Origin of the sequence: Streptomyces niveus, assembly GCF_001723055.1 — a bacterium.
GTDB classification, from domain to species: domain Bacteria; phylum Actinomycetota; class Actinomycetes; order Streptomycetales; family Streptomycetaceae; genus Streptomyces; species Streptomyces niveus.
Genome location: NZ_MDCR01000323.1, coordinates 1 through 21311, shown reverse-complemented (window position 1 = coordinate 21311; position 21311 = coordinate 1). Strand labels below are relative to the sequence as shown.

General features: G+C 66.9%; 33 protein-coding genes and 2 pseudogenes. 7 read left to right on the top strand and 28 right to left on the bottom strand.

Translation table 11 applies throughout. From position 1 onward, the window contains the following. Positions 1–42: 42 nt before the first annotated feature. The 23 genes from BHU15_RS30585 to rpsJ all read right to left on the bottom strand — a co-directional run bounded on the left by BHU15_RS30585 (position 43) and on the right by rpsJ (position 12015). Positions 43–705, bottom strand: a complete 663-nt coding sequence (locus BHU15_RS30585; protein WP_069630111.1) for an adenylate kinase — start codon at positions 703–705, stop codon at positions 43–45. Then, entirely contained in the window at positions 705–2024 is a 1320-nt protein-coding gene (gene secY / locus BHU15_RS30580; RefSeq protein WP_023539327.1) for a preprotein translocase subunit SecY, read from the bottom strand. The genes BHU15_RS30585 and secY overlap by 1 nt, the downstream gene beginning before the upstream one ends. Before the next feature lie 266 nt (positions 2025–2290). Further along, positions 2291–2746 (bottom strand): 50S ribosomal protein L15, encoded by a 456-nt coding sequence (rplO, locus tag BHU15_RS30575; RefSeq protein WP_023539328.1) that lies wholly within the window; start codon positions 2744–2746, stop codon positions 2291–2293. A gap of 1 nt (position 2747) precedes the next feature. Continuing rightward, positions 2748–2930 carry a 50S ribosomal protein L30 gene (gene rpmD, locus BHU15_RS30570; protein WP_023539329.1) on the bottom strand — a complete coding sequence of 61 codons (183 nt, stop codon included), beginning with the start codon at positions 2928–2930 and terminating at the stop codon, positions 2748–2750. Next, complete coding sequence (gene rpsE / locus BHU15_RS30565) at positions 2930–3532, bottom strand: 30S ribosomal protein S5 (RefSeq protein WP_023539330.1); 603 nt, start codon at positions 3530–3532, stop codon at positions 2930–2932. The genes rpmD and rpsE overlap by 1 nt, the downstream gene beginning before the upstream one ends. A 46-nt stretch (positions 3533–3578) precedes the next feature. Then, positions 3579–3962, bottom strand: coding sequence for a 50S ribosomal protein L18 (rplR, locus tag BHU15_RS30560; protein ID WP_069630110.1), 384 nt, complete (start codon positions 3960–3962; stop codon positions 3579–3581). Positions 3963–3964: 2 nt separating this feature from the next. Further along, positions 3965–4504: a 50S ribosomal protein L6 gene (gene rplF, locus BHU15_RS30555; RefSeq protein ID WP_023539332.1), complete on the bottom strand. Its 540-nt coding sequence runs from the start codon at positions 4502–4504 to the stop codon at positions 3965–3967. Between the two features lie 21 nt (positions 4505–4525). Further along, entirely contained in the window at positions 4526–4924 is a 399-nt protein-coding gene (gene rpsH, locus BHU15_RS30550; protein ID WP_023539333.1) for a 30S ribosomal protein S8, read from the bottom strand. Between the two features lie 226 nt (positions 4925–5150). Further along, on the bottom strand, positions 5151–5336 hold the full coding sequence (locus tag BHU15_RS30545; protein ID WP_003948630.1) for a type Z 30S ribosomal protein S14: 186 nt from the start codon (positions 5334–5336) through the stop codon (positions 5151–5153). A 2-nt stretch (positions 5337–5338) separates the two neighbouring features. Next, complete coding sequence (gene rplE / locus BHU15_RS30540) at positions 5339–5896, bottom strand: 50S ribosomal protein L5 (RefSeq protein WP_023539334.1); 558 nt, start codon at positions 5894–5896, stop codon at positions 5339–5341. After that, complete coding sequence (gene rplX, locus BHU15_RS30535) at positions 5896–6219, bottom strand: 50S ribosomal protein L24 (RefSeq protein WP_023539335.1); 324 nt, start codon at positions 6217–6219, stop codon at positions 5896–5898. Before rplX ends, rplE begins: the two co-directional genes overlap by 1 nt. A gap of 2 nt (positions 6220–6221) precedes the next feature. Further along, on the bottom strand, positions 6222–6590 hold the full coding sequence (rplN, locus tag BHU15_RS30530) for a 50S ribosomal protein L14 (protein ID WP_023539336.1): 369 nt from the start codon (positions 6588–6590) through the stop codon (positions 6222–6224). Between the two features lie 118 nt (positions 6591–6708). After that, positions 6709–6999, bottom strand: a complete 291-nt coding sequence (rpsQ, locus tag BHU15_RS30525; protein ID WP_069630109.1) for a 30S ribosomal protein S17 — start codon at positions 6997–6999, stop codon at positions 6709–6711. Beyond that, positions 6999–7223 (bottom strand): 50S ribosomal protein L29, encoded by a 225-nt coding sequence (gene rpmC, locus BHU15_RS30520; protein WP_031230018.1) that lies wholly within the window; start codon positions 7221–7223, stop codon positions 6999–7001. The genes rpsQ and rpmC overlap by 1 nt, the downstream gene beginning before the upstream one ends. Then, the gene (gene rplP / locus BHU15_RS30515; protein ID WP_023539339.1) at positions 7223–7642 is read right to left on the bottom strand and encodes a 50S ribosomal protein L16; all 420 of its coding nucleotides are present in this window, start codon (positions 7640–7642) and stop codon (positions 7223–7225) included. The genes rpmC and rplP overlap by 1 nt, the downstream gene beginning before the upstream one ends. A gap of 5 nt (positions 7643–7647) precedes the next feature. Further along, on the bottom strand, positions 7648–8499 hold the full coding sequence (rpsC, locus tag BHU15_RS30510; protein WP_023539340.1) for a 30S ribosomal protein S3: 852 nt from the start codon (positions 8497–8499) through the stop codon (positions 7648–7650). Next, positions 8499–8846 carry a 50S ribosomal protein L22 gene (gene rplV / locus BHU15_RS30505; protein WP_031230021.1) on the bottom strand — a complete coding sequence of 116 codons (348 nt, stop codon included), beginning with the start codon at positions 8844–8846 and terminating at the stop codon, positions 8499–8501. The genes rpsC and rplV overlap by 1 nt, the downstream gene beginning before the upstream one ends. A 42-nt stretch (positions 8847–8888) precedes the next feature. Next, complete coding sequence (rpsS, locus tag BHU15_RS30500) at positions 8889–9170, bottom strand: 30S ribosomal protein S19 (RefSeq protein ID WP_023539342.1); 282 nt, start codon at positions 9168–9170, stop codon at positions 8889–8891. A 12-nt stretch (positions 9171–9182) separates the two neighbouring features. Continuing rightward, a complete protein-coding gene (gene rplB, locus BHU15_RS30495; protein WP_023539343.1) occupies positions 9183–10019 on the bottom strand; it encodes a 50S ribosomal protein L2 in 837 nt (278 codons plus the stop codon). Between the two features lie 47 nt (positions 10020–10066). After that, positions 10067–10384 carry a 50S ribosomal protein L23 gene (gene rplW, locus BHU15_RS30490; protein WP_023539344.1) on the bottom strand — a complete coding sequence of 106 codons (318 nt, stop codon included), beginning with the start codon at positions 10382–10384 and terminating at the stop codon, positions 10067–10069. Then, positions 10384–11043 (bottom strand): 50S ribosomal protein L4, encoded by a 660-nt coding sequence (gene rplD, locus BHU15_RS30485; RefSeq protein WP_023539345.1) that lies wholly within the window; start codon positions 11041–11043, stop codon positions 10384–10386. The genes rplW and rplD overlap by 1 nt, the downstream gene beginning before the upstream one ends. A 4-nt stretch (positions 11044–11047) precedes the next feature. Next, positions 11048–11692, bottom strand: coding sequence for a 50S ribosomal protein L3 (gene rplC, locus BHU15_RS30480; RefSeq protein ID WP_023539346.1), 645 nt, complete (start codon positions 11690–11692; stop codon positions 11048–11050). A 14-nt stretch (positions 11693–11706) separates the two neighbouring features. Further along, positions 11707–12015 carry a 30S ribosomal protein S10 gene (gene rpsJ / locus BHU15_RS30475; RefSeq protein WP_003948644.1) on the bottom strand — a complete coding sequence of 103 codons (309 nt, stop codon included), beginning with the start codon at positions 12013–12015 and terminating at the stop codon, positions 11707–11709. Between the two features lie 488 nt (positions 12016–12503). On the opposite strand from rpsJ, the gene BHU15_RS30470 reads away from it, so the two are divergent. Further along, complete coding sequence (locus BHU15_RS30470; RefSeq protein WP_078079541.1) at positions 12504–12695, top strand: DUF1059 domain-containing protein; 192 nt, start codon at positions 12504–12506, stop codon at positions 12693–12695. A 628-nt stretch (positions 12696–13323) separates the two neighbouring features. Here the strand turns inward: BHU15_RS30470 and BHU15_RS30465 are convergent. Together BHU15_RS30465 and BHU15_RS30460 are read right to left on the bottom strand one after the other, a co-directional pair. Next, positions 13324–13521: a DUF397 domain-containing protein gene (locus tag BHU15_RS30465; RefSeq protein ID WP_069630108.1), complete on the bottom strand. Its 198-nt coding sequence runs from the start codon at positions 13519–13521 to the stop codon at positions 13324–13326. Beyond that, positions 13518–14379, bottom strand: a pseudogene (locus BHU15_RS30460) (helix-turn-helix domain-containing protein). Before BHU15_RS30460 ends, BHU15_RS30465 begins: the two are co-directional and overlap by 4 nt. 132 nt (positions 14380–14511) lie before the next feature. Between BHU15_RS30460 and BHU15_RS30455 the strand changes: the two are divergent. From BHU15_RS30455 to BHU15_RS30435, 5 genes are all read left to right on the top strand, one after another. After that, entirely contained in the window at positions 14512–14994 is a 483-nt protein-coding gene (locus BHU15_RS30455; RefSeq protein ID WP_069630107.1) for an ATP-binding protein, read from the top strand. Positions 14995–15115: 121 nt separating this feature from the next. Continuing rightward, positions 15116–15964 (top strand): hypothetical protein, encoded by an 849-nt coding sequence (locus tag BHU15_RS30450; protein ID WP_069630106.1) that lies wholly within the window; start codon positions 15116–15118, stop codon positions 15962–15964. Beyond that, entirely contained in the window at positions 15957–16331 is a 375-nt protein-coding gene (locus BHU15_RS30445) for a hypothetical protein (RefSeq protein WP_069630105.1), read from the top strand. The genes BHU15_RS30450 and BHU15_RS30445 overlap by 8 nt, the downstream gene beginning before the upstream one ends. 93 nt (positions 16332–16424) lie before the next feature. Continuing rightward, positions 16425–17726 (top strand): HEAT repeat domain-containing protein, encoded by a 1302-nt coding sequence (locus BHU15_RS30440; RefSeq protein ID WP_069630119.1) that lies wholly within the window; start codon positions 16425–16427, stop codon positions 17724–17726. Further along, a complete protein-coding gene (locus tag BHU15_RS30435; protein ID WP_069630104.1) occupies positions 17726–18691 on the top strand; it encodes a BtrH N-terminal domain-containing protein in 966 nt (321 codons plus the stop codon). Before BHU15_RS30440 ends, BHU15_RS30435 begins: the two co-directional genes overlap by 1 nt. Here BHU15_RS30435 and BHU15_RS30430 read toward each other — a convergent pair. From BHU15_RS30430 to BHU15_RS30420, 3 genes are all read right to left on the bottom strand, one after another. Then, positions 18688–19281, bottom strand: a complete 594-nt coding sequence (locus BHU15_RS30430) for a hypothetical protein (RefSeq protein WP_069630103.1) — start codon at positions 19279–19281, stop codon at positions 18688–18690. The two genes, BHU15_RS30435 and BHU15_RS30430, sit on opposite strands and share 4 nt — an antisense overlap. A 10-nt stretch (positions 19282–19291) precedes the next feature. Then, positions 19292–19960 carry a GOLPH3/VPS74 family protein gene (locus BHU15_RS30425; RefSeq protein ID WP_069630102.1) on the bottom strand — a complete coding sequence of 223 codons (669 nt, stop codon included), beginning with the start codon at positions 19958–19960 and terminating at the stop codon, positions 19292–19294. A 134-nt stretch (positions 19961–20094) separates the two neighbouring features. Further along, positions 20095–20568, bottom strand: coding sequence for an NUDIX hydrolase (locus BHU15_RS30420; RefSeq protein WP_069630101.1), 474 nt, complete (start codon positions 20566–20568; stop codon positions 20095–20097). 291 nt (positions 20569–20859) lie between these two features. On the opposite strand from BHU15_RS30420, the pseudogene BHU15_RS30415 reads away from it, so the two are divergent. Further along, positions 20860–21311, top strand: a pseudogene (locus BHU15_RS30415) (helix-turn-helix domain-containing protein); the annotation flags it as partial.

The following is a 21311-nucleotide window of genomic DNA, read 5'->3' as shown; positions in this document are numbered from 1 at the left end:
CGTATCACTGTGCCGTACCTGGTGATGCTCGGTGAACCGGACCTACGCGGCCCGGCCACCCTCCTCAAGAGCCGCCATCGCGCGCTTGGTCACCTCGACGACCTTGCCCAGCGCGGAGATGGTGACGACGAGGCCCTGTTCGCGGTAGTGGTCGATGATCGGCTCGGTCTGCGTGTGGTAGACCTCCAGCCGCGTACGGACCGTCTCCTCGGAGTCGTCGTCCCGCTGGTACAGCTCGCCGCCGCAGACATCACACACACCCTGCTTCTGCGGCGGGCTGTAGGTGACGTGGAAGACGTGCGAGCTGTCCTTGCGGCAGATGCGCCGACCGGCGATCCGCTTGACCACTTCGTCCTCGTCGATCTCCAGGTCCAGCACGGCGTCCAGGTGCAACCCCTCGGCCGTGAGCGCCTTGTCGAGCGCCTCGGCCTGGAAGACGTTGCGGGGAAAGCCGTCCAGAAGGAAGCCGTTCGCGGCGTCCGGCCGGCCCATCCGATCCAGCGCCATCGCGATGGTGACCTCGTCGGGAACCAGGTTCCCGGCGTCCATGTAGCTCTTCGCCTGCTTGCCGAGGTCGGTGCCCTGGCTGATGTTGGCGCGGAAGAGGTCACCGGTGGAGATGTGCGGAATGGAGAGGTTCTCGGCAAGGTACGCAGCCTGCGTTCCCTTGCCGGCACCGGGCGGTCCGACGAGGACGATTCGCATCAGCGGAGGAACCCTTCGTAATTACGCTGCTGGAGCTGGCTCTCGATCTGCTTCACGGTCTCCAGACCCACACCCACGATGATCAGGATGCTTGTCCCGCCGAAGGGGAAGTTCTGGTTCGCGCCGCCGAAGCCTGCCAACGCCATCGTTGGGACGAGAGCGATCAACCCGAGGTACAGCGAGCCCGGCCAAGTGATCCGGTTGAGTACGTAACTCAGATACTCGGCAGTAGGTCGACCTGCCCGGATGCCCGGGATGAAGCCACCATACTTCTTCATGTTGTCCGCGACTTCTTCGGGGTTGAACGTGATGGCCACGTAGAAGAAGGCGAAGAACACGACCAGCACGAAGTAGGTCGCGATGTAGTAGGGATGGTCACCCTTGATGAAGTGGGCTTCGATCCAGGTCTTCCAGCCGGACTGCGAACTGGAGAACTGCGCGATCAGCGCCGGGATGTAGAGCAGCGACGACGCGAAGATGACCGGGATCACACCCGCCTGGTTGACCTTGAGCGGAATGTACGTGGACGTACCGCCGTAGGACCTGCGTCCGATCATGCGCTTCGCGTACTGCACGGGGATCCGGCGCTGCGCCTGCTCGACGAAGACGACCAGGGCCACCATGACGAAGCCGATGAGAATGACGGTGCCGAACTCGATCCAGCCCTGGGCGAGCTTGCCGCTCTCCTTGATGGCCCACAGCGCGCCGGGGAAGCCGGCGGCGATGGAGATGAACATCAGGATGGACATGCCGTTGCCGATGCCCTTGTCGGTGATCATCTCACCGAGCCACATGACGGCGGCCGTACCGGCGGTCATCGTGATGACCATCGTGACGGTGATGAAGATCGACTGGTCCGGAACGATCTCCGAGGCGACCGGGCAGCCGCTGAAGAGCGCGCCGCTGCGGGCCGTTGCCACCAGACCGGTGCCCTGGAGCACCGCGAGGGCGACTGTCAGGTATCGGGTGTACTGAGTGATCTTGGCCTGACCGGACTGCCCTTCCTTCTTGAGGGCTTCGAGTCGGGGGATGACCACAGTCAGCAGCTGCAGGATGATGCTTGCCGTGATGTACGGCATGATGCCGAGCGCGAAGATCGTAATCTGCAGCAGCGCTCCGCCGCTGAACATGTTCACCAGCCCGAACAGGCTGTTATTGCCCTTCTGCGCTGCGTCGACGCACGTCTGGACATTCTCGTAGCTGACGCCGGGTACGGGGATGTGCGCCCCGAACCTGTACAGCACGATGATGAACAACGTGAAGAGCAGCTTCTTGCGCAGGTCGGGCGTCTTGAACGCCCGGGCGAACGCGGTGAGCACGGTGCCTCCTGCGACCCCCGCGCTCGCGCGTCAAGGGTGACGGTCTTGAGGATCGACGGATACATATCAGGCAAAAAGCCACGCGACCACCCCAGCGGAGAGTCCGCGTGGCTCGGGGTCCGGGGGCGGACCCCCGGGTTCAATACAGCAACAGTGCACGCCACCTTACCGGCGTACCTGCCCCCCTAGGAACGACCAACCGGGGATGCCCCTTATGAGAGGCATCCCCGGTTGGGTGTTCAGTCCATCAACTTGTCCGAGACGTCTCAGACAAGCTCGGTGACGGAGCCGCCGGCGGCGGCAATCTTCTCCTTGGCGGAGCCGGAAGCGGCGTCAACCGAAACCGTCAGTGCCACGGAGATCTCGCCCTGGCCCAGGACCTTGACGAGGCTGTTCTTACGGACCGCACCCTTGTCGACCAGATCGGCCACCGTGACCTCGCCACCCTGCGGGTAGAGCTCGGCCAGCTTGTCCAGGTTCACGACCTGGTACTCGGTACGGAACGGGTTCTTGAAGCCCTTGAGCTTCGGGAGACGCATGTGGAGGGGCATCTGCCCGCCCTCGAAGCGCTCCGGAACCTGGTAACGGGCCTTGGTGCCCTTGGTGCCACGACCCGCGGTCTTGCCCTTGGACGCCTCGCCACGGCCCACACGGGTCTTGGCGGTCTTGGCTCCGGGGGCAGGACGGAGGTTGTGGACCTTCAGCGGCTTCTGCTCCGCCATGTCAGTCGACCTCCTCAACCGTCACGAGGTGCCGCACGGTGTTCGCCATGCCGCGGAACTCGGGACGATCATCCTTGACAACCACGTCGTTGAGCCGCTTGAGGCCCAGCGAACGAAGGGTGTCGCGGTGGTTCTGCTTGCTGCCGATGTACGACTTCGTCTGCGTGATCTTGAGACGGGCCATCACGCACCCGCTCCCGCACGCGCACGAAGCAGAGCCGCGGGGGCGACGTCCTCGAGGGGCAGACCGCGGCGGGCCGCGATCTCCTCGGGACGCTGCAGACCCTGGAGGGCCGCCACGGTCGCGTGCACGATGTTGATCGGGTTCGACGAACCGAGCGACTTCGACAGGATGTCGTGGACGCCGGCGCACTCGAGCACGGCACGCACCGGGCCACCGGCGATGACGCCGGTACCGGGGGACGCGGGCTTGAGCAGGACGACGCCCGCCGCCTTCTCACCCTGGATCGGGTGCGGGATGGTGCCCTGGATACGGGGGACCTTGAAGAAGTGCTTCTTGGCCTCCTCAACACCCTTGGCGATGGCGGCCGGCACCTCCTTGGCCTTGCCGTAACCGACACCCACGGTGCCGTCACCGTCGCCCACCACGACCAGCGCGGTGAAGCTGAAGCGACGACCACCCTTCACGACCTTGGCAACACGGTTGATCGCGACGACACGCTCTACGTACGCGGTCTTCTCGGCGGCAGCGCCACCGTCACGGCCCTTCCGGTCCCGCCGCTCGCCGCCACCGGCACCGCTTCCGCGGCGCTGGGGTCCAGCCATTGGAATTACCTCTCTCTGTTACGTCCGCTAGCTCCGGAACCGGGGCTTAGAACTTCAGCCCGGCTTCACGGGCGGCGTCAGCCAGAGCGGCAATCCGCCCGGCGTACTGGTTGCCACCACGGTCGAACACGACAGCCTCGACACCGGCGGCCTTGGCGCGCTCGGCGACCAGGGCACCCACCTTCTGTGCCTGGGCGCTCTTGTCTGCGTCGCCGCCGCGGATCGACGTGTCCAGGGTCGACGCCGACGCGAGCGTGTGGCCCGCGATGTCGTCGATGACCTGGGCCACCATGTGGCGGTTGGAACGCGTCACAACGAGGCGCGGGCGGACCTGCGTGCCCGAGACCTTCTTGCGTACGCGGATGTGACGCCGCTTGATGGCAGCGGCCTTGTAGGCCTTGCCCTTGGCGATCTTTACACCGAATGCCATGGCTACTTACCCGCCTTTCCGACCTTGCGGCGGATGACCTCGCCGGCGTACTTGACGCCCTTGGCCTTGTACGGGTCGGGCTTCCGCAGCTTGCGGATGTTCGCCGCGACCTCGCCGACCTTCTGCTTGTCGATGCCCTCGACACTGAGCTTCGTCGGGGACTCGACCTTGAAGGTGATGCCCTCGGGGGCCTCGACGACGATCGGGTGGCTGTATCCGAGCGCGAACTCCAGGTTGGAGCCCTTCGCCTGGACCCGGTAACCGACACCGCTGATTTCGAGCGCCTTGCTGTATCCCTGGGTCACACCGGTGATCATGTTCGCCACCAGCGTGCGGGACAGGCCGTGCAGGGCCTTGTTCTGACGCTCGTCGTTCGGGCGCAGCACCTGGAGGGTGCCGTCGTCGCCCTTGGAGACCTCGATCGGCGCTGCGACGGTGTGCGAGAGGGTGCCCTTGGGGCCCTTCACCGCGACCGTACGGCCGTCGATGGTGACGTCCACACCGGTGGGAACCTGGATGGGGAGCTTGCCGATTCGCGACATGAGCTTTTCCTCCGTTCCCGACTACCAGACGTAGGCGAGGACTTCCCCACCTACGCCCTTCTTGCCTGCCTGCTGGCCGGTCAGAAGACCGTGGGACGTGGAGATGATCGCCACGCCCAGGCCGCCGAGCACCTTGGGCAGGTTGGTGGACTTGGCATACACGCGCAGACCCGGCTTCGAGATGCGCTTGATGCCGGCGATCGAACGCTCGCGGTTCGGGCCGAACTTCAGCTCAAGGGTGAGGGACTTGCCGACCTCGGCGTCCTCGACCTTCCAGCCGGTGATGAAGCCCTCCTGCTGGAGGATCTCCGCGATGTGCGACTTGATCTTGCTGTGCGGCATCTCGACGGTGTCGTGATACGCCGAGTTCGCGTTACGCAGACGCGTGAGCATGTCTGCGATGGGATCAGTCATGGTCATGAATTGGCCTTCGGCCTCTCTCGCCGGGGTTTCCTGTATGCGCCATCCCTCTCCCCACTCGATGGCGGGACGGGTGCGGTGCGGGGACCTACGGCGTAGTAAGTTTCGGGCGGCGGACGCCCAACCCCCCAAGCCTACGGCATGGAGAGCGGGGCTTCCGCCGACCAGTTGCTTACCGAGAGCTCTGGTTGATTCCGTACTTCAACTCAACGCTGAAGTAAGGGAATTACCAGGAGCTCTTGGTGACGCCCGGCAGCTCGCCGCGGTGTGCCATCTCACGAAGGCAGACACGGCACAGGCCGAACTTGCGGTAGACGGAGTGGGGACGCCCACAGCGCTGGCAGCGCGTGTAACCGCGCACGCCGAACTTCGGCTTGCGGGCGGCCTTAGCGATCAGAGCCTTCTTCGCCACGGTCAGTTCTCCTTGAACGGGAAGCCGAGGTGACGAAGGAGGGCACGACCCTCGTCGTCGTTGGTCGCCGTGGTGACCACGGTGATGTCCATGCCCCGGACCCGGTCGATCTTGTCCTGGTCGATCTCGTGGAACATGACCTGCTCCGTGAGACCGAAGGTGTAGTTGCCACGGCCGTCGAACTGCTTGGGCGACAGGCCGCGGAAGTCACGGATACGCGGCAGCGCGAGCGACAGCGTACGGTCCAGGAACTCCCACATGCGGTCACCGCGGAGGGTGACGTGGCAGCCGATCGGCTGCCCCTCGCGCAGCTTGAACTGCGCGATCGACTTGCGGGCCTTGGTCACGGCCGGCTTCTGGCCGGTGATCGTGGTGAGGTCCTTGATGGCACCCTCGATCAGCTTGGAGTCGCGGGCGGCGTCGCCCACACCCATGTTGACCACGATCTTGACGAGACCGGGGACCTGCATGACGTTCTCCAGGGAGAACTCCTCACGCAGCTTGCCGGCGATCTCCTCGCGGTAGCGCAGCTTCAGACGCGGTGCGGTTGTGGTCGTCATCAGATGTCCTCACCGGTCCGCTTGGCAACGCGGATCTTGTTGCCCTCGTCGTCAAAGCGGTAGCCGACGCGGGTGACGACCTTCTTGCCGTCCTTCTCCACGACCAGCTGAACATTGCTGATGTGGACAGGGGCCTCGGTCGTCACGATGCCGCCGGTCTGCGAACCACGGGCGGTCTGACCGGCCTTGGTGTGCTTCTTGACCCGGTTGACACCCTCGACGAGAACACGGTCCTGCGTGGGGTAGGCCACGATGACCTTGCCCTGCTTGCCCTTGTCCTTACCGGTGATGACCTGAACCAGGTCGCCCTTCTTGATCTTCATGCTTACAGCACCTCCGGCGCGAGCGAGATGATCTTCATGAACTTCTTCTCGCGCAGCTCACGACCCACCGGGCCGAAGATACGGGTGCCACGAGGGTCGCCGTCGTTCTTCAGAATGACGGCGGCGTTCTCGTCGAAGCGGATGTACGAGCCGTCCTGGCGGCGGCGCTCCTTCACGGTGCGAACGATGACCGCCTTGATGACGTCACCCTTCTTCACGTTGCCACCGGGGATCGCGTCCTTGACGGTGGCGACGATGACGTCACCGATGCCCGCGTAGCGGCGACCCGAGCCACCGAGAACACGGATGCAAAGGATCTCCTTGGCACCAGTGTTGTCGGCGACACGCAGTCGCGACTCCTGCTGGATCACGTCTATCTCCTGATCGTCTGCCGGTTCCCGGCGGGGTCCGTCACCTGCGTACGGACCCCACCGAGCCTGGCGGAACTACTCCCAGAGAATGCCCTGGGAGGGATTGCTTCGGCCTTGGTTACTTGGCCTTCTCAAGGATCTCGACGATGCGCCAACGCTTCGTCGCGGACAGCGGCCGGGTCTCCATGAGGAGGACACGGTCGCCGATCCCGGCGGCGTTCTGCTCGTCGTGAGCCTTGAGCTTGTTCGTACGGCGGATGACCTTGCCGTACAGCGCGTGCTTCACGCGGTCCTCGACAGCGACGACGACGGTCTTGTCCATCTTGTCGCTGACGACCAGACCCTCGCGGGTCTTGCGGAATCCGCGCTCGCTCTTCACGGTCGTCTCAGTCACGTTGCTCTCAGTCATCAGGCGCTCTCCACCGTCTCGATGCCCAGCTCGCGCTCACGCATCAGGGTGTAGATCCGCGCGATGTCCTTCCGGACCAGCTTCAGCCGGCCGTGGTTCTCGAGCTGGCCGGTCGCCGCCTGGAAGCGGAGGTTGAACAGCTCTTCCTTGGCCTCGCGGAGCTTGTCGACAAGCTCCTCGTTGCCCAGTTCACGCAGCTCGGACGCCTTGGTAACGGCCGCCATCACGACTCACCTGCCTCGCGCCGAACGATGCGGCACTTCATCGGAAGCTTGTGGGCGGCGCGGGTGAGCGCCTCCTTGGCAACCTTCTCGTTCGGGTAGGACAGCTCGAACATCACCCGACCGGGCTTGACGTTCGCGATCCACCACTCGGGAGAACCCTTACCGGAACCCATGCGGGTCTCGGCGGGCTTCTTCGTCAGGGGACGGTCCGGGTAGATGTTGATCCAGACCTTGCCGCCACGCTTGATGTGACGGGTCATCGCGATACGAGCGGCCTCGATCTGACGGTTCGTCACGTACGCCGGGGTCAGCGCCTGGATGCCGTACTCGCCGAACGCAACCTGCGTGCCACCCTTGGACATTCCGCTGCGCTTCGGGTGGTGCTGCTTGCGGTGCTTGACCCTACGGGGGATCAGCATTTCGGTCAGGCCTCCGTTCCGCCGGTAGAAGAGGGCGCGGCCTCCGCGGCCGGAGCAGCCGTCGCCTCGGCCTTGGGAGCCTCGGCGCCGGGAGCCTGCTGCGGCTTGCGGCCACCGCGACCGCCACGCTCGCCACCGCGGCCACCGCGGCCGGCGGGACGGTCGTTGCCGCCACCACGGGCCGGACGGTTGCCCGCGCGCGCCGCGGCGTTCTCGGCGCGCACCTCGGCGATGTTCTTGACGTCGCCCTTGTAGATCCAGACCTTCACGCCGATACGGCCGAAGGTCGTCTTGGCCTCGAAGAAGCCGTAGTCGACGTTGGCACGGAGCGTGTGCAGGGGCACGCGGCCCTCGCGGTAGAACTCCGAGCGCGACATCTCGGCGCCGCCGAGGCGGCCACCGCACTGGATCTTGATGCCCTTGGCGCCGGCCTTCATCGTCGACTGCATGCTCTTACGCATGGCGCGACGGAAGGAGACACGCGAGGACAGCTGCTCGGCGACGGCCTGGGCCACCAGCTGAGCGTCGACCTCGGGGTTCTTGACCTCGAGGATGTTCAGCTGGACCTGCTTGCCGGTCAGCTTCTCCAGCTCGCCGCGGATGCGGTCGGCCTCGGCGCCGCGGCGGCCGATGACGATGCCCGGACGTGCGGTGTGGATGTCCACGCGGACGCGGTCACGGGTGCGCTCGATCTCCACCTTGGAGATACCGGCACGCTCCATCCCCTTCGTCATCATGCGACGAATGGCGACGTCTTCCTTGACGTAGTCCTTGTACAGCTTGTCGGCGTACCAGCGGGACTTGAAGTCCGTGGTGATACCGAGCCGGAACCCATGCGGGTTAACCTTCTGGCCCATTACCGGGTTCCTTCCTTGCTGCTGACGACCACGGTGATGTGGCTGGTCCGCTTACGGATCCGGTAGGCGCGGCCCTGGGCACGCGGCCGGAACCGCTTCAGGGTCGGACCCTCGTCCACGTACGCCTCGCTGATGATCAGCGAAGTGGCGTCAGGGTGGTCGTAGTTGTGCGCGGCGTTGGCAATGGCGCTGTCAAGCACCTTGCCGACCGGCACGCTCGCGGCCTGCGGGGCGAAACGCAGGACCGCCTGAGCCTCCGTGGCATCCATGCCACGGATGAGGTCCACCACGCGGCGGGCCTTCATGGGCGTGACGCGGATGTACCGCGCCTGGGCCCTGGCTTCCATGGTTGTCCCTTCGGTGTGAGTCATAGTCGTTTCCACCCCGCGTTAGCGGCGCTTCGACTTCCGGTCGTCCTTGACGTGGCCGCGGAAGGTGCGAGTCGGCGAGAACTCGCCGAGCTTGTGGCCGACCATCGACTCGGTGACGAACACCGGGACGTGGATCTTGCCGTTGTGCACCGCGATGGTGTGGCCCAGCATTGCCGGGATGATCATCGAGCGACGGGACCAGGTCTTGATGACGTTCTTGGTGCCAGCTTCGTTCTGGACGTCCACCTTCTTGATGAGGTGGCCGTCTACGAAGGGCCCCTTCTTGAGACTGCGCGGCATCTAAACCCGCTCCTAGCGCTTCTTGTTCGTCTTGCGGCGGCGGACGATGTACTTGTTGCTCGCCTTCTTCGGCGAACGCGTACGACCTTCCTTCTGACCCCACGGGCTGACCGGGTGGCGACCACCTGAAGTCTTGCCCTCACCACCACCGTGCGGGTGGTCAACGGGGTTCATGGCGACACCGCGGACGGTCGGGCGGACGCCCTTCCAGCGCATACGGCCGGCCTTGCCCCAGTTGATGTTCGACTGCTCGGCGTTGCCGACCTCACCGATGGTGGCGCGGCAGCGGACGTCGACCAGCCGGATCTCTCCGGACGGCATACGAAGGTGGGCCATGGAGCCCTCCTTCGCCAGCAGCTGCACCGAAGTACCCGCGGAACGGGCGAACTTCGCGCCGCCGCCGGGACGCAGCTCGATGGCGTGGATGGTCGTACCGACCGGGATGTTGCGCAGCGCCAGGTTGTTGCCGGGCTTGATGTCGGCGGACGGGCCGTTCTCGACACGGCTGCCCTGCGTCAGGCCACGCGGCGCGAGAATGTAGCGCTTCTCGCCGTCCGCGTAGTGCAGGAGCGCGATGCGCGCGGTGCGGTTCGGGTCGTACTCGATGTGCGCGACCTTGGCCGGCACGCCGTCCTTGTCGTGACGACGGAAGTCGATCAGACGGAAGGCGCGCTTGTGTCCACCACCCTGGTGGCGAACGGTCACACGACCGGCGTTGTTACGGCCGCCCTTGCTGTGCAGGGGGCGGACCAGCGACTTCTCCGGCGTGGACCGCGTGATCTCTACAAAGTCGGCGACGCTGGAGCCACGACGGCCCGGGGTCGTCGGCTTGTACTTGCGGATACCCATTTCTCAGTCCTCGGAATATTCCGGACTTCGATTCGATCCGACTCCCGTTAGGAAGTCGGGCCGCCGAAGATGTCGATACGGTCGCCCTCGGCGAGGGTCACGATGGCGCGCTTGGTGTCAGCGCGCTTGCCGAAACCGGTGCGGGTGCGCTTGCGCTTGCCCTGCCGGTTGATCGTGTTGACCCCGGTGACCTTGACCGAGAAGACCGCTTCCACGGCCTGCTTGATCTGGGTCTTGTTGGAGCCGGGCGCGACGATGAACGTGTACTTGTTCTCGTCGAGCAGCGCGTAGCTCTTCTCGGACACCACGGGCTTGACGAGAACGTCACGCGGGTCCGTGTAGGTCTTGCTGGTGATCTCGGCCATCAGGCTTCGCTCCCCTCGGTCTCGGCAGTCTGTCGCGCAGCCCCGCCGGACACGAAGGACTCGAAGGCGGCCTTGGTGAAGACCACGTCGTCGGAGACAAGCACGTCGTACGTGTTGAGCTGTCCCGGGTCCAGCAGGTGGACCTCGGGGAGGTTGCGCGCGGACAGCCACGCGGCCTCGTCGCTCCGCTCGACGACCAGGAGCACGTGCTTGCGCTCACTGACCTTGCCGAGCAGGGTCTTGGCGGCCTTGGTGGACGCCGCGCCCTCGACCACGTCGGAGACGACGTGGATACGAGCGTTGCGGGCCCGGTCCGAGAGGGCCCCGCGCAGGGCGGCGACCTTCATCTTCTTGGGGGTCCGCTGCGAGTAGTCACGCGGGGTGGGGCCGTGTACGACGCCACCGCCGGCGAACTGCGGCGCACGGGTCGAACCCTGACGGGCGCGGCCGGTGCCCTTCTGGCGGTAAGGCTTCTTGCCACCACCACGGACCTCGCCACGGCGCTTGACCTTGTGCGTGCCCTGACGGGCGGCGGCCAGCTGCGCGACGACGACCTGGTGGATCAGCGGGATGCTGACCTTGGCGTCGAAGATCTCGGCCGGGAGCTCAACGGTCCCGGACTTGTCGCCCGAGGGCGACATGATGTCGATGGTGCTCATGTCTTCAGGCCCCCTTCGCCGCGGTGCGGACCAGGACGAGGCCGCCGTTCGGACCGGGGACCGCGCCCTTGATGAGGAGCAGGCCCTTCTCCGCGTCAACGGCGTGAACGGTCAGGTTCTGAGTGGTGACCCGCTCGTTGCCCATGCGACCCGCCATGCGGAGGCCCTTGAACACACGGCCCGGGGTGGCGCAGCCACCGATGGAGCCGGGAGAGCGGTGCTTGCGCTGGGTTCCGTGACCGGCGCCGAGGCCCTTGAAGTTGTGACGCTTCATGACACCGGCGAAGCCCTTGCCCTTGCTCTTGCCCGTGACGTCCACGCGGACGCCGGACTCGAACACAGCGGCGGTGACCTCCTGGCCGAGCGTGTACTCGGCGGCGTCGGAGGTGCGGAGCTCCACCAGGTGGCGGCGGGGGGTCACGTCGGCCTTGGCGAAGTGACCCTTGAGGGGCTTGTTCACCTTGCGCGGGTCGATCTCGCCGAAGGCGATCTGGACCGACTCGTAGCCGTCGGAGTCATTCGTACGGACCTGGGTTACAACGCAGGGTCCGGCCTTGACCACGGTCACCGGGACGACACGGTTGTTCTCGTCCCAGACCTGGGTCATGCCGAGCTTCTCGCCCAGGACACCCTTGATCTGCTTTGCCATCTCTTCCGCGCCTCTCAGAGCTTGATCTCGATGTCGACGCCGGCCGGAAGGTCCAGGCGCATCAACGAGTCAACGGTCTTGGGCGTCGGGTCGAGGATGTCGATCAGGCGCTTGTGCGTGCGCATCTCGAAGTGCTCGCGCGAGTCCTTGTACTTGTGCGGCGACTTGATGACGCAGTACACGTTCTTCTCAGTGGGCAGCGGCACCGGGCCCGCGACCGACGCACCAGTGCGAGTCACCGTCTCGACGATCTTCTTCGCCGAAGAGTCGATGACCTCGTGGTCGTAGGCCTTGAGCCGGATGCGGATCTTCTGTCCCGCCATGGCTACTCAGTAGTCCTGTTCTCTCGAAACGCTCTGGCGCCCTGGTGGGGGTCTACCGCCCCCTCCGACCCACGCGGTCGGGCGTGTCGCATCCCCTCTTCGAAGACATCCCGAAGGATTTCCCTGCAAGGGGGTGCGGCCCTGAAGACCACGAGACCGGGGACGAACGCCCACCGGGTGCCTGGCCGGTACCCCGCTGACACTTCCCAGAAGATTCCCGTACGTCCGCCCCAGCGCTGCCGTGAGCGGCAGATGGGACGACGAGTACTGTGGGACTCGCTTCCGGTCCTCCCGACGGGAGGCGCGCAGCATCGGCACTCAACCGAGCAACCTGTGCAGTGTGCCATATGCCCCGGAGCCCTGGCCAATCGCGGCCGGAGAGCGTACCCCACGGGGGAACGGGCGAACCGTGCGGCTGCCGCGAATGCGCACGCGGGACCTGGCCAGAGTCATCCGAACAGGAGGATACTGGTACATGGAGGTGCATCATGCGCAAAGTAGTCGATTGCCGCGATATGCCGAGCGAGACGAACTGCACCCTCGCGATCACGGGCGAGGAGGACGAGGTGGTCCGCGCCGCGAGCGAACACGCGGCCTCGGTCCACGGCCACGAGAACACGGCGGAACTGCGGGCCCAGATCCGGTCCAACCTGAAGGACGAGATGCCGCAGCACGCGTGAGCGGCGGCGTACAGGCGAGGCAGCCCGGGCCGCCACACCGACGGAAGCACCCGCCGATGGCCGCTCGGAGTCGGGCAGTCAGCACCGCGGAGGCGTGGTGTTCACGTACCCCGCTGATGTGGGGGTGGCGCCGGGCCTGCTCGGTGGGGTGCGCCGAGACCAACCCGGATGAGATCCCGACGAATGGACCTGCCACCGGCCGGCGCCCGGCACGATGGGGTGAGTGACAGCTACGGACGACCTCCGGCACCACTATGGGTGCGCCCGTGCTGAGCGCGAACGGCGAACGGGCGGGGTCGGCGCGCCCAAGTGGTTGCGGTCGACGCCTTGACGCCTCTGCGGCCCAGCATGCGATGGCCACCGACCTGTGCTCGCACCTGGCACCTCGCACCTCGCACCTCGCACCTCGCACCTCGCACCTCGCACCAAGTCTGCCGTGGCTGCCGATGTCTCTGCGAAGACACCGGAGGGTGCGGCAGCTGTCATGCGCCGCTGGGTGCTCCAGGGGCACGTGTAGAGGAAGATCCTGGACAAGGCGGGCTTCACCGGGATCACCGTCGACGTACTGCCGGCCACCGGGAACGGGCCGTGCACTGCGGACACGCTGCTGGTTACGGCTTGGGGCGGATCAGCGCCCTGACGCGTACGTGAGGAAACTCGCCCATGCGGCGGGTGAGACGCCGAGGCGGGGGCCTTGGGCGTTCTTGGAGTCGCGGACGCGCACGGAGGTGGGTGTGGTGGCCACCGCGACGCAGTCGTTGCCGTTGCTGCTGTCGCTATATGTGCTCTTGAACCATTCCAGCTCGGGAGCGTTCTCGCGGATCATGTTTCCCCCAGCACTCGCTCGATGAAGGCCTGCGACTCCTGTGGGGTGAGAGCCCCCGCCCGGATGATGCCATGCCGCAGTCCAGGATCCGAAGATAGCGCGGGTCAGAGACAGGGCTCCCTCCGTACTCATCATCGGTACGGCCCACCGCTGAACCGTCTGGGAACTTCAGCACCTGGATCTTCCCACCCGTTCCGGGGTGGTCCCATCGGTCGGTCGGCATCACCTGGATCTCGACGTTCCGCAACTTCCCTACCTCCAGCAGGTTTTGCAACTACTGCCGCGCCGCCGACCTCCCCCGATACGGCGACGAACCGTCACTTCCTCCAGGACAAAACTCAGATCCGGAGCGGGTGACCGCTCAAAGATGGACTGTCGCGTCAAGCGCGCGCTCAGCATGCGTTCCAACTCGTCCTGCGAGTACGCGGGGCGACGTGTTCCGAGCAGCGCCCGTGCGTGCGCTTCGGTCTGCAACAAGCCGTGCAGGTTGTGGTTTCCGTACGAGAGCAACTCAACGGCTTTCGCCTCCAACCTCGCCAAGTCCCGAACCTTCTTCGGATACCGGACCTCCGCCACGTCCTGCTTCATCGCGGCGATCATGCCCGCCGCCCGCAGTACCTTGTCCGCCTTGTCCAGGTACTCCGGCCGGGGAATCCGTGCGCCCGACTCGACCTTGTAGACCAGGTCCTCGCCGTAACCGATCGCCAGGGCGAACTCCGCCGCGCGTAGGCCGGCCGCCTCGCGTCGTAGCCGTAGCTGCCTACCGACCGTCGCGACGACAGCCGCGCCCGACTCGTCGTCGGGGTCGACCTCCCAACCGGGCTCGTCCGTCTCCGTACCCTCCGCGTCCACGCTCACCGCACACCCGCCTCCTTGGTACCGCTGTCCCCTCCGGACAGGTTGGACAGCACTGGACAGGCCCCGGACAGTGACCGTACGTACCGGAGTCATCACTGGTCAGCGTATGCATGGACCACCACGCTGAGTGACGTGAATCAAGAAATAACCCAACTCGGTCTCTCCGCTCGCCACTTCGGCGTGCTCCTGTCCCCCACGCCACGCGGCGCCCGTCTTGCCCGTCGGCTGACCACCGCGCATCTGCTCGCCTGGGACTTGGCGCCCCGGACGATCGAGACGGCGGAACAGATCACCGCCGAGCTGGCGAGCAACGCGGCGACGCACGGCCGGCTGTCGGGGCGGGACTTCCTGCTGGAGTTGCGCAGAACGGATACGGAGGGCGGCGACGTACTCCGTATCGAGGTGACCGACACCCGCGGCGACCGCCTCCCCAGGCTCAGCCCCCAACTCCCGCCTCCGGACGCCGAGTCGGGCCGAGGGTTGCTGCTGGTCGAGGTGCTGGCGGACCGGTGGGGGGTCAGGTCGGGGCCGGTGCCGGTGCCGCGCAAGACGGTGTGGGCGGAACTGGATCTCGTGCGGCCATCCTCACCCTTGCGGGTGAATATGCCCAACTGAGCTACGGCCAGGGCGGATTGTCTGTTTATGCTCAGGGGGATAGAAGTCCTGGCATGTGCCAGAGGCACACTCCTCCACTCACCTCACAGGAACCTGCAGGGTCAGCCCGCCGCACGAGGCGATGCATCGCATCTTTCAGGAGTACCCGGGGCTCTTCTCCGGCGTCTCCGAAGTACTCGGCGTCGACTTCGGCCCGCTCGTCGGGGTCACCGTCCTGCCCACGGACCTCACAGAGGCCCGGCCCGTTGAACGGCGCGTGGACACGCTGTTACGGGTCGACACGGACGCCAACGGTTCGTACCTCCTGGCGATCGAGTCTCAGGGAAAGAAGGACCCGGCCAAGCCCGCGAGCTGGGCGTACTACCTGTCGTATCTGCACACGAAGTACCGGCTGCCGCCCGTACTGCTGGTCGTCTGCCAGGATCGCGCCACGGCTGAATGGGCGGCGCGGCCCGTCGACATCGGGCCACCGCAGTGGGCGGCGCTTACACTGCGCCCGCTGGTGGTGGGCCCGCACAACATGCCGGTGATCACAGACACCGCCGAGATCCGCAAGGACCTGGCACTCGCCACGCTGGCTCTTATTACGCACGGTGCCGATCGGGACCCCGATGCCATACTCAAAGCGATGACGACCGCGCTGCGGGACACCCCGGAAGACATCAAAAGCCCGATCGTCGATCTCATCTCACAGGGCCTGGGCACTCTGCCCGCCGCAGCACTTTGGAGGAAACTGGTGGCCGTGGACCTTTCTTTCTACAAGTCGCCGATCTCGGAGGAAATCCGGGACGAAGGCCGGGCTCAGCAAGCCGCCAGGATGCTCTTCCTCGTCCTGGAAAGGCGCGATATCTACGTCTCCGACGAGGCGCGCGAGCGCATCACCAGTTGCGACGACGTCGGCCTTCTGGAGCAGTGGCACGGCCGTGCCATCACCGCTGCTTCCGCTGAGGAGATCTTCGAGGATGAGTAGTCCCGCCGGTCACAACGCGGCAGCCAAGCAGGCAGCTTTGCAACCGCTGAGCGACACGGCGATCTACTTTGTCGAACTTATCGCGGGTGGTCTGGCCGATCACCCGGCCAGCCTGGAAATGTGGAGGGACTTGGTGGATCGCGACCTTTCGTTCTTCACCTCGCCGATCTCGGAGGAGATCCGCGAAGAGGGGCGCACTCAAGCGCGGGCGGAAGACATCCTGCTCGTCCTGGAAAACCGAGGCGTCGCCGTCCCTGACGACGTGCGCGCACGCATCACGGGCTGCCAGGAGCGAGAGGTGATGCGCCCCTGGCTCCTGTCCGCTGTCACTGCCCGTTCCGCCCGGGAAATCTTCGGCGGGGTGTAGCACCCACGAGCGGCCACCACTCCCAGCCGGACTGTCAGTGCCATGCACCACCATGGGCCCCCGGAACAGCGTGTGCCCGAGAAGGAGACCGTGGTGGATGCGATCAAGGCCCTTGCCGACCCCGACCTGCGAGAGGAGGCACGGGACAGGCTGGCCGCGTTGGGGGGCGCCGCCGTGGGGCCGTTGCTTGGTGAGTTGGTGGGCGCGGACTCGCCCGTCCTGTGCGGGCAGATCGAGTTCGTGCTGGCCAAGCGGATCGGGCCGGTCGCCTTCGACGAGGTGATGGCCGCCCTGGCCGCGGCCGAGGACCAGGAGTCGCGTCGGCGCCTCAGCCGCGTGTTCACCGCCTTCCGCGCGGTCGACCAGTACGTCGCGGCGCTCTCGCACCCGTCCGCCGAGGTGCGGAGTTCCGCCGCGTACGGAATCCAGTGCGCCTGCTCGGTGGCCTTCGGCCGGGAGCCGAACGCCGACGTGGACTACGCCCTGGTGATCGACGCGTTGATTCCCCTCCTCGCGGACCCGAACCCGCGGGTCGCCCAGCGGGCCGAGTGGGTGCTGACCATGCTGGGGCCCGGTGTCGAGGAACGTATGCGGGACATACGCGTGCAGGGGCCGGGGAACCTCCGGGCGCAGGCCCTGACCGTCCTCGCGGCCGTCGGCGGCGAGGAGGCGCTGTCGGCGGCGGACCGGGCCGCCGTGGAGCGGCTGATCCGCATCAAGGGGCGCGACGAGCCGGCCCGGTCCCTCGACACCTGCTCCACCTCCTGGATAGCCGTCCCCACCGGGGACCAACAGGGAGTCGTGGAGCTGCTCGGGCTCTACGAGGCGCGGCCTGCCACGTTCGCGCTCGGACTGAGCGTCGGAGGGCACGACAGCCACGACGGCGCCGAGTACGGCAGGGTCTACGTCACCCCGGAGGTCGACGGGTGGACCCTGGTGCTCGGCCCCTGGTGCAACCCCGTCGATCCGGACCGCGCGCAGGACGTGCTGCGCGTCGTCAGCGAGTTGAGCCGCCGCTACGGCCGGGCCCAGGCGTACTACTTCGGTGAGCAGGGCGGCGGTTCGGGGTGGCTCGTCACCGAGGGCGGGACCGTCGTACGCCGCTTCGGCTCCTACTGGGACGACGACGGCGCGCGGTACACCGTGGGCGAGCCCCTGCCCGAGGAGCGCGCCGCGTGTATCGAGGAGGGCGTTGTCCCGGTGGGCGACGCCGGGGCCGACGAGGACGAGTGGAGGGACCTCGCCGCGTACCTCGCACCGACCCTCGCGGGTCAACTGGGCGTCAGCCCGATGGACTTGGGCCCGCGCACCACCGTGCGCGGGGTCGGCGCGGTGGCTCTCACCCCGTACGCGCGCGAACACGGACGTCCACGCACGGGCGCGTACGCCATCTGATGGCCGCACACGGGACGCAGCACTGCGAGACGACCACGCTGGGCGTGCTGCTGCGGCATGAGGGAATCGATCTGTCCGAGCCCATGCTGTTCGGGCTCGGCTCCGGGCTGTCCTTCATCTACTGGGACAGCAAAGCCATGGGCTTCCCCTTCCTCGGCGGCCGGGTCAAGCCGTTCGAGCTGACCCGGAACCTGGCCGCCGTCCTCGGCCTTGAGCTGCTGGTCGAGGAGACCACCTCCGCACGCAAGGCGTGGCGGAACGTGGCGGGGCCCATCGACGCCGGGCGGCCTGTCGGCCTCCAGCTCGACAGCTACCACCTGGACTACTTCAGCACGAAGGTGCATTTCGGCGGGCACATCGTGGCCATGTACGGCTACGACGAGCAGGACGCCCACCTGGTGGACACCGCCCCGCAGGGCGGAGCCGTCACGACCGGCCTCGCCGCCCTGGCCAGGGCGAGGGCCGTGCGCGGCCCCATGACCGCCAGGCACCGCTCCTTCACCCTCACGGCGCCCTGCGGCCCGCCGTCAACGCGGGAGCGGATCATCCCCGCGATCAAGACCTGCGCGGACGCCTTCCTGCACCCGCCCATCGCCAACCTGGGCCACCGGGGCATCGAGAAGACCGCGAAGCAGGTGCCGAAGTGGCTGGAGCGCAGCGCCGATCCGGGGCAGGACCTGCCACGGGCCGCCGTTCTCATGGAGAAGGCCGGCACCGGCGGCGCCCTGTTCCGCAATCTCTACCGGGATTTCCTCGCCGAGTGCGCCCAGCTGATCGACAGCGACCACCTGCGCACCGGCCACCGCCTGTACGCGGAGGCCGCCGCGCTCTGGACAGAGGTGGCCGAACTCATCGCGGCAGCGGGCGAATCCGACGACGAGAAGCACCTCACGCGGGCCGGCGCCGTCCTCCACGAGCTCTCGCGCGTCGAACGCGAGGCGATGGGAGCGCTCAGCAGGCTTTAAGCGGTGTCCGGCCAGGTGGCCGCGAGGTCGCGGTGGCTGGGGAAGTTGGGGCCGGGGACGGTGTCCTGGACCGGCCGGCCGTTGAGCCAGCAGATGTCGAAGGTGTCGCTCTCGGTGTCGAGCAGGCAGCACACTCCGCCGGCGGCGGCCGTGAGGTCGGTGAACACCTCTCTGACCGCTGCGGACCGCTCGAACATCCGGCTCATTCCCGAAGTGGCCGCGGTGAACTCCAGCGCGGCGTAGTCGGGGTGCTGCGCGGGCGCGAAGCGCACCGTGAGGTAGATGTACCCGATCTGGACTCTTCCGTGGGCGTCGCGCGGGAGGTCTCGGTCCTCGACGTACTCGCGCACCGCGTCGTCCACGCCGAACATGATCGAGGTGTCGAGTTCGAGCGTGCCGCCGGCGGAGCAATCGACCGCCTCGCTCGCGAAGTTGGACGTGAACGGGACGACGAGCTGGGCACCGCCGGGCAGGGTGACCGTGAGCGGCGGCACTCGGTCGGTTCGTGGCGCCAGCTCGGTCAGGGCGGTCAGTGCCCGGTCGACGTTCCGCGCGGGCACGAGTATCTCGTAGCCGTAGTCAAGCCCCATCCGCTCGACGTTAGCTGGTGGCGGCGATGGCCGTCCCCACGGTGGTCGCCGCCACGGTCCGCATCACCGCCGCGTTCACCGCCTCGGCGCCCCAACTGCCCTGCTCCAGCTCCTTCGCCCGCTTGTAGACCTTGCCCGACCACGGGATGGACCGGTGCAGGTTCGGCAGGGTGCCGCTCGCGGAGAGCAGCCCCACCAGCGCCGTTGTACGGGCATCGGGCTCCGCGCCGTCGATCAGGACGGCGCGGACCTTCTCCATGAGGGCCTTCTTGTGCCCGGTGTCCGCGGCCTTCGTCGCCGTCGTACGGAACAGCCCCAGCGTCTTCTTGGTCTCCTGGCGCAGCATGCCCCGCTCGACGAGCCGGTCCAGCACGGTCTCCCGCATCCCGGTGCCGATCTCGATGAGGAGGGTCTGCACTCCTCGCTTCCGCGCGGCGATCTTCTCGTGGGCGGCCCGGAGCAGCGGATCCACGGGCGGGTCGGCGGTGACGGCGTGCACCTTCAGGCCGTTCAGCCCCTGGTCGTTCTCGTCGACCCTGACGTGCTTGCCGAGGGCCAGCTCCACGAGAACGGCGCCGCCCAGCGTGTAGTACAGCGTGCCCTCCCCCGCGATCGTTCCCGACTTGTCGTCGAACATCAGCAGCAGCAGGTCTTCGACGATGAGCGTCTCGTTCCGCATGGTCTCTTCCAACCGTTGGCGCCGGGAGGGCCGTCGGATGCGTACGGGCCCTGTGGCCAAGCCTGGCCGAGCCGGAGGGGTGAGGGCAGCGCGACTTGTCATCACTGTTGATGACACATGTCATGTCGTCATGCTCAGTGCCGGATCAGGCCGCCGACCGTGACGGGGGCGACGTGGCCGGTCGCCGGACGGGTCCGCGCCAGGGTCAGGCCGATGTCGACCAGCGACGACCGGGGCAGGTCGGTGACATCGGGAATCGGCGTCCAGACCGACTCGGCGATCTCGCCGTTCGGCTCGGGCCGGAGCCGGCCGCCGGTGATGCGGACCTGGTAGAAGACGCCGACGTTCTGGTGTTCCGGTCCGCCGGGGACGGCGCGTTCGGTGGCGGGGATGACCCTTGAGTCCACGCCCAGCAGGCGCTCGACCACCGCGTCGCAGCCCGTCTCCTCGCCGACCTCCCGGATCACCGCGTCGAACGGGTCCTCCGCGTGCTCGACCCTGCCGCCCGGAAGCGTCCAGGTGCTTTCCCCCTCCGCCGGTACGTGGCGCGCGAGCAGCACCCGCCCGCCCTCGATGCACACGGCGTACGCCGCCAGCCGGAAACTCATCCGCACAACTCCCCTGTGTCTCCCACCGGGTCGCGGAGGACCACGACCCGGTGAGCCGCGACGTGGTGGCCCGCGACGTAAAGAACTCTCAATGACTTGGGGAGGAAAAGACCTTTCCCAACCCCACCAACCTCCCGTCACCCGCATGGGTGAACTCGGGCAACTGGGCTGGATTTCGCACGGGTTGGCTGGCATATGCTCGCCGCGACAACTCCACAACAGACAACGGCCCCCGGCCGGGACTGGCATCCCGAACGAGGGCCTCACCAACAAGGAAGTAGTCGCTTCCCGATGGATGTTCAGCACCTTAGCGCGCCCTCGCGCGCCACGTCCCAAGTTCCCCGGCCCGTCGCCCGATCCGGTGTCGTGCACGCCAACACCCGGCTCACCAAGCGCTACACGGTCGTCGACAACCACCTCGCGCAGCACCGTGAGCTGACCCTCATCGCGATCGGACTCGCCGTCCACATCCAGTCGCTGCCCGCCGGGGCCCGGATCGGCATCAAGTGCCTGACTGCCCGCTTCCCGGAGAGCGAGGCGCGTATCGCCGCCGCGCTGCGGGAGTTGGAGGCGGCGGGCTATCTGGAGCGCACGCGCGAGCGGCTGCCGAGCGGGCGGATCGTCACGCACACGGTGTCGTACAACCAGCCGCCGACGTTACGGAGAGCGGAGCCCGTACGCGTACGCCCACCGAAGCCGACGCCGGATCCGCAACCGGAACCGGCGCCCGCGCCCGCGCCCGC

Excerpts from the sequence above, each read along its gene's own strand:
- BHU15_RS30585 (WP_069630111.1), bottom strand. The coding sequence starts at position 705 with ATGCGAATCGTCCTCGTCGGACCGCCCGGTGCCGGCAAGGGAACGCAG.
- rplO (WP_023539328.1), bottom strand. The coding sequence starts at position 2,746 with ATGGCGGAGCAGAAGCCGCTGAAGGTCCACAACCTCCGTCCTGCCCCC.
- rpmD (WP_023539329.1), bottom strand. The coding sequence starts at position 2,930 with ATGGCCCGTCTCAAGATCACGCAGACGAAGTCGTACATCGGCAGCAAG.
- rpsE (WP_023539330.1), bottom strand. The coding sequence starts at position 3,532 with ATGGCTGGACCCCAGCGCCGCGGAAGCGGTGCCGGTGGCGGCGAGCGG.
- rplR (WP_069630110.1), bottom strand. The coding sequence starts at position 3,962 with ATGGCATTCGGTGTAAAGATCGCCAAGGGCAAGGCCTACAAGGCCGCT.
- rplF (WP_023539332.1), bottom strand. The coding sequence starts at position 4,504 with ATGTCGCGAATCGGCAAGCTCCCCATCCAGGTTCCCACCGGTGTGGAC.
- rpsH (WP_023539333.1), bottom strand. The coding sequence starts at position 4,924 with ATGACCATGACTGATCCCATCGCAGACATGCTCACGCGTCTGCGTAAC.
- rplE (WP_023539334.1), bottom strand. The coding sequence starts at position 5,896 with ATGACGACCACAACCGCACCGCGTCTGAAGCTGCGCTACCGCGAGGAG.
- rplX (WP_023539335.1), bottom strand. The coding sequence starts at position 6,219 with ATGAAGATCAAGAAGGGCGACCTGGTTCAGGTCATCACCGGTAAGGAC.
- rpsQ (WP_069630109.1), bottom strand. The coding sequence starts at position 6,999 with ATGACTGAGAGCAACGTGACTGAGACGACCGTGAAGAGCGAGCGCGGA.
- rpmC (WP_031230018.1), bottom strand. The coding sequence starts at position 7,223 with ATGGCGGCCGTTACCAAGGCGTCCGAGCTGCGTGAACTGGGCAACGAG.
- rplP (WP_023539339.1), bottom strand. The coding sequence starts at position 7,642 with ATGCTGATCCCCCGTAGGGTCAAGCACCGCAAGCAGCACCACCCGAAG.
- rpsC (WP_023539340.1), bottom strand. The coding sequence starts at position 8,499 with ATGGGCCAGAAGGTTAACCCGCATGGGTTCCGGCTCGGTATCACCACG.
- rplV (WP_031230021.1), bottom strand. The coding sequence starts at position 8,846 with ATGGAAGCCAGGGCCCAGGCGCGGTACATCCGCGTCACGCCCATGAAG.
- rpsS (WP_023539342.1), bottom strand. The coding sequence starts at position 9,170 with ATGCCGCGCAGTCTCAAGAAGGGGCCCTTCGTAGACGGCCACCTCATC.
- rplB (WP_023539343.1), bottom strand. The coding sequence starts at position 10,019 with ATGGGTATCCGCAAGTACAAGCCGACGACCCCGGGCCGTCGTGGCTCC.
- rplW (WP_023539344.1), bottom strand. The coding sequence starts at position 10,384 with ATGGCCGAGATCACCAGCAAGACCTACACGGACCCGCGTGACGTTCTC.
- rplD (WP_023539345.1), bottom strand. The coding sequence starts at position 11,043 with ATGAGCACCATCGACATCATGTCGCCCTCGGGCGACAAGTCCGGGACC.
- rplC (WP_023539346.1), bottom strand. The coding sequence starts at position 11,692 with ATGGCAAAGCAGATCAAGGGTGTCCTGGGCGAGAAGCTCGGCATGACC.
- rpsJ (WP_003948644.1), bottom strand. The coding sequence starts at position 12,015 with ATGGCGGGACAGAAGATCCGCATCCGGCTCAAGGCCTACGACCACGAG.
- BHU15_RS30470 (WP_078079541.1), top strand. The coding sequence starts at position 12,504 with ATGCGCAAAGTAGTCGATTGCCGCGATATGCCGAGCGAGACGAACTGC.
- BHU15_RS30465 (WP_069630108.1), bottom strand. The coding sequence starts at position 13,521 with ATGATCCGCGAGAACGCTCCCGAGCTGGAATGGTTCAAGAGCACATAT.
- BHU15_RS30450 (WP_069630106.1), top strand. The coding sequence starts at position 15,116 with ATGCATCGCATCTTTCAGGAGTACCCGGGGCTCTTCTCCGGCGTCTCC.
- BHU15_RS30445 (WP_069630105.1), top strand. The coding sequence starts at position 15,957 with ATGAGTAGTCCCGCCGGTCACAACGCGGCAGCCAAGCAGGCAGCTTTG.
- BHU15_RS30435 (WP_069630104.1), top strand. The coding sequence starts at position 17,726 with ATGGCCGCACACGGGACGCAGCACTGCGAGACGACCACGCTGGGCGTG.
- BHU15_RS30430 (WP_069630103.1), bottom strand. The coding sequence starts at position 19,281 with ATGGGGCTTGACTACGGCTACGAGATACTCGTGCCCGCGCGGAACGTC.
- BHU15_RS30425 (WP_069630102.1), bottom strand. The coding sequence starts at position 19,960 with ATGCGGAACGAGACGCTCATCGTCGAAGACCTGCTGCTGCTGATGTTC.
- BHU15_RS30420 (WP_069630101.1), bottom strand. The coding sequence starts at position 20,568 with ATGAGTTTCCGGCTGGCGGCGTACGCCGTGTGCATCGAGGGCGGGCGG.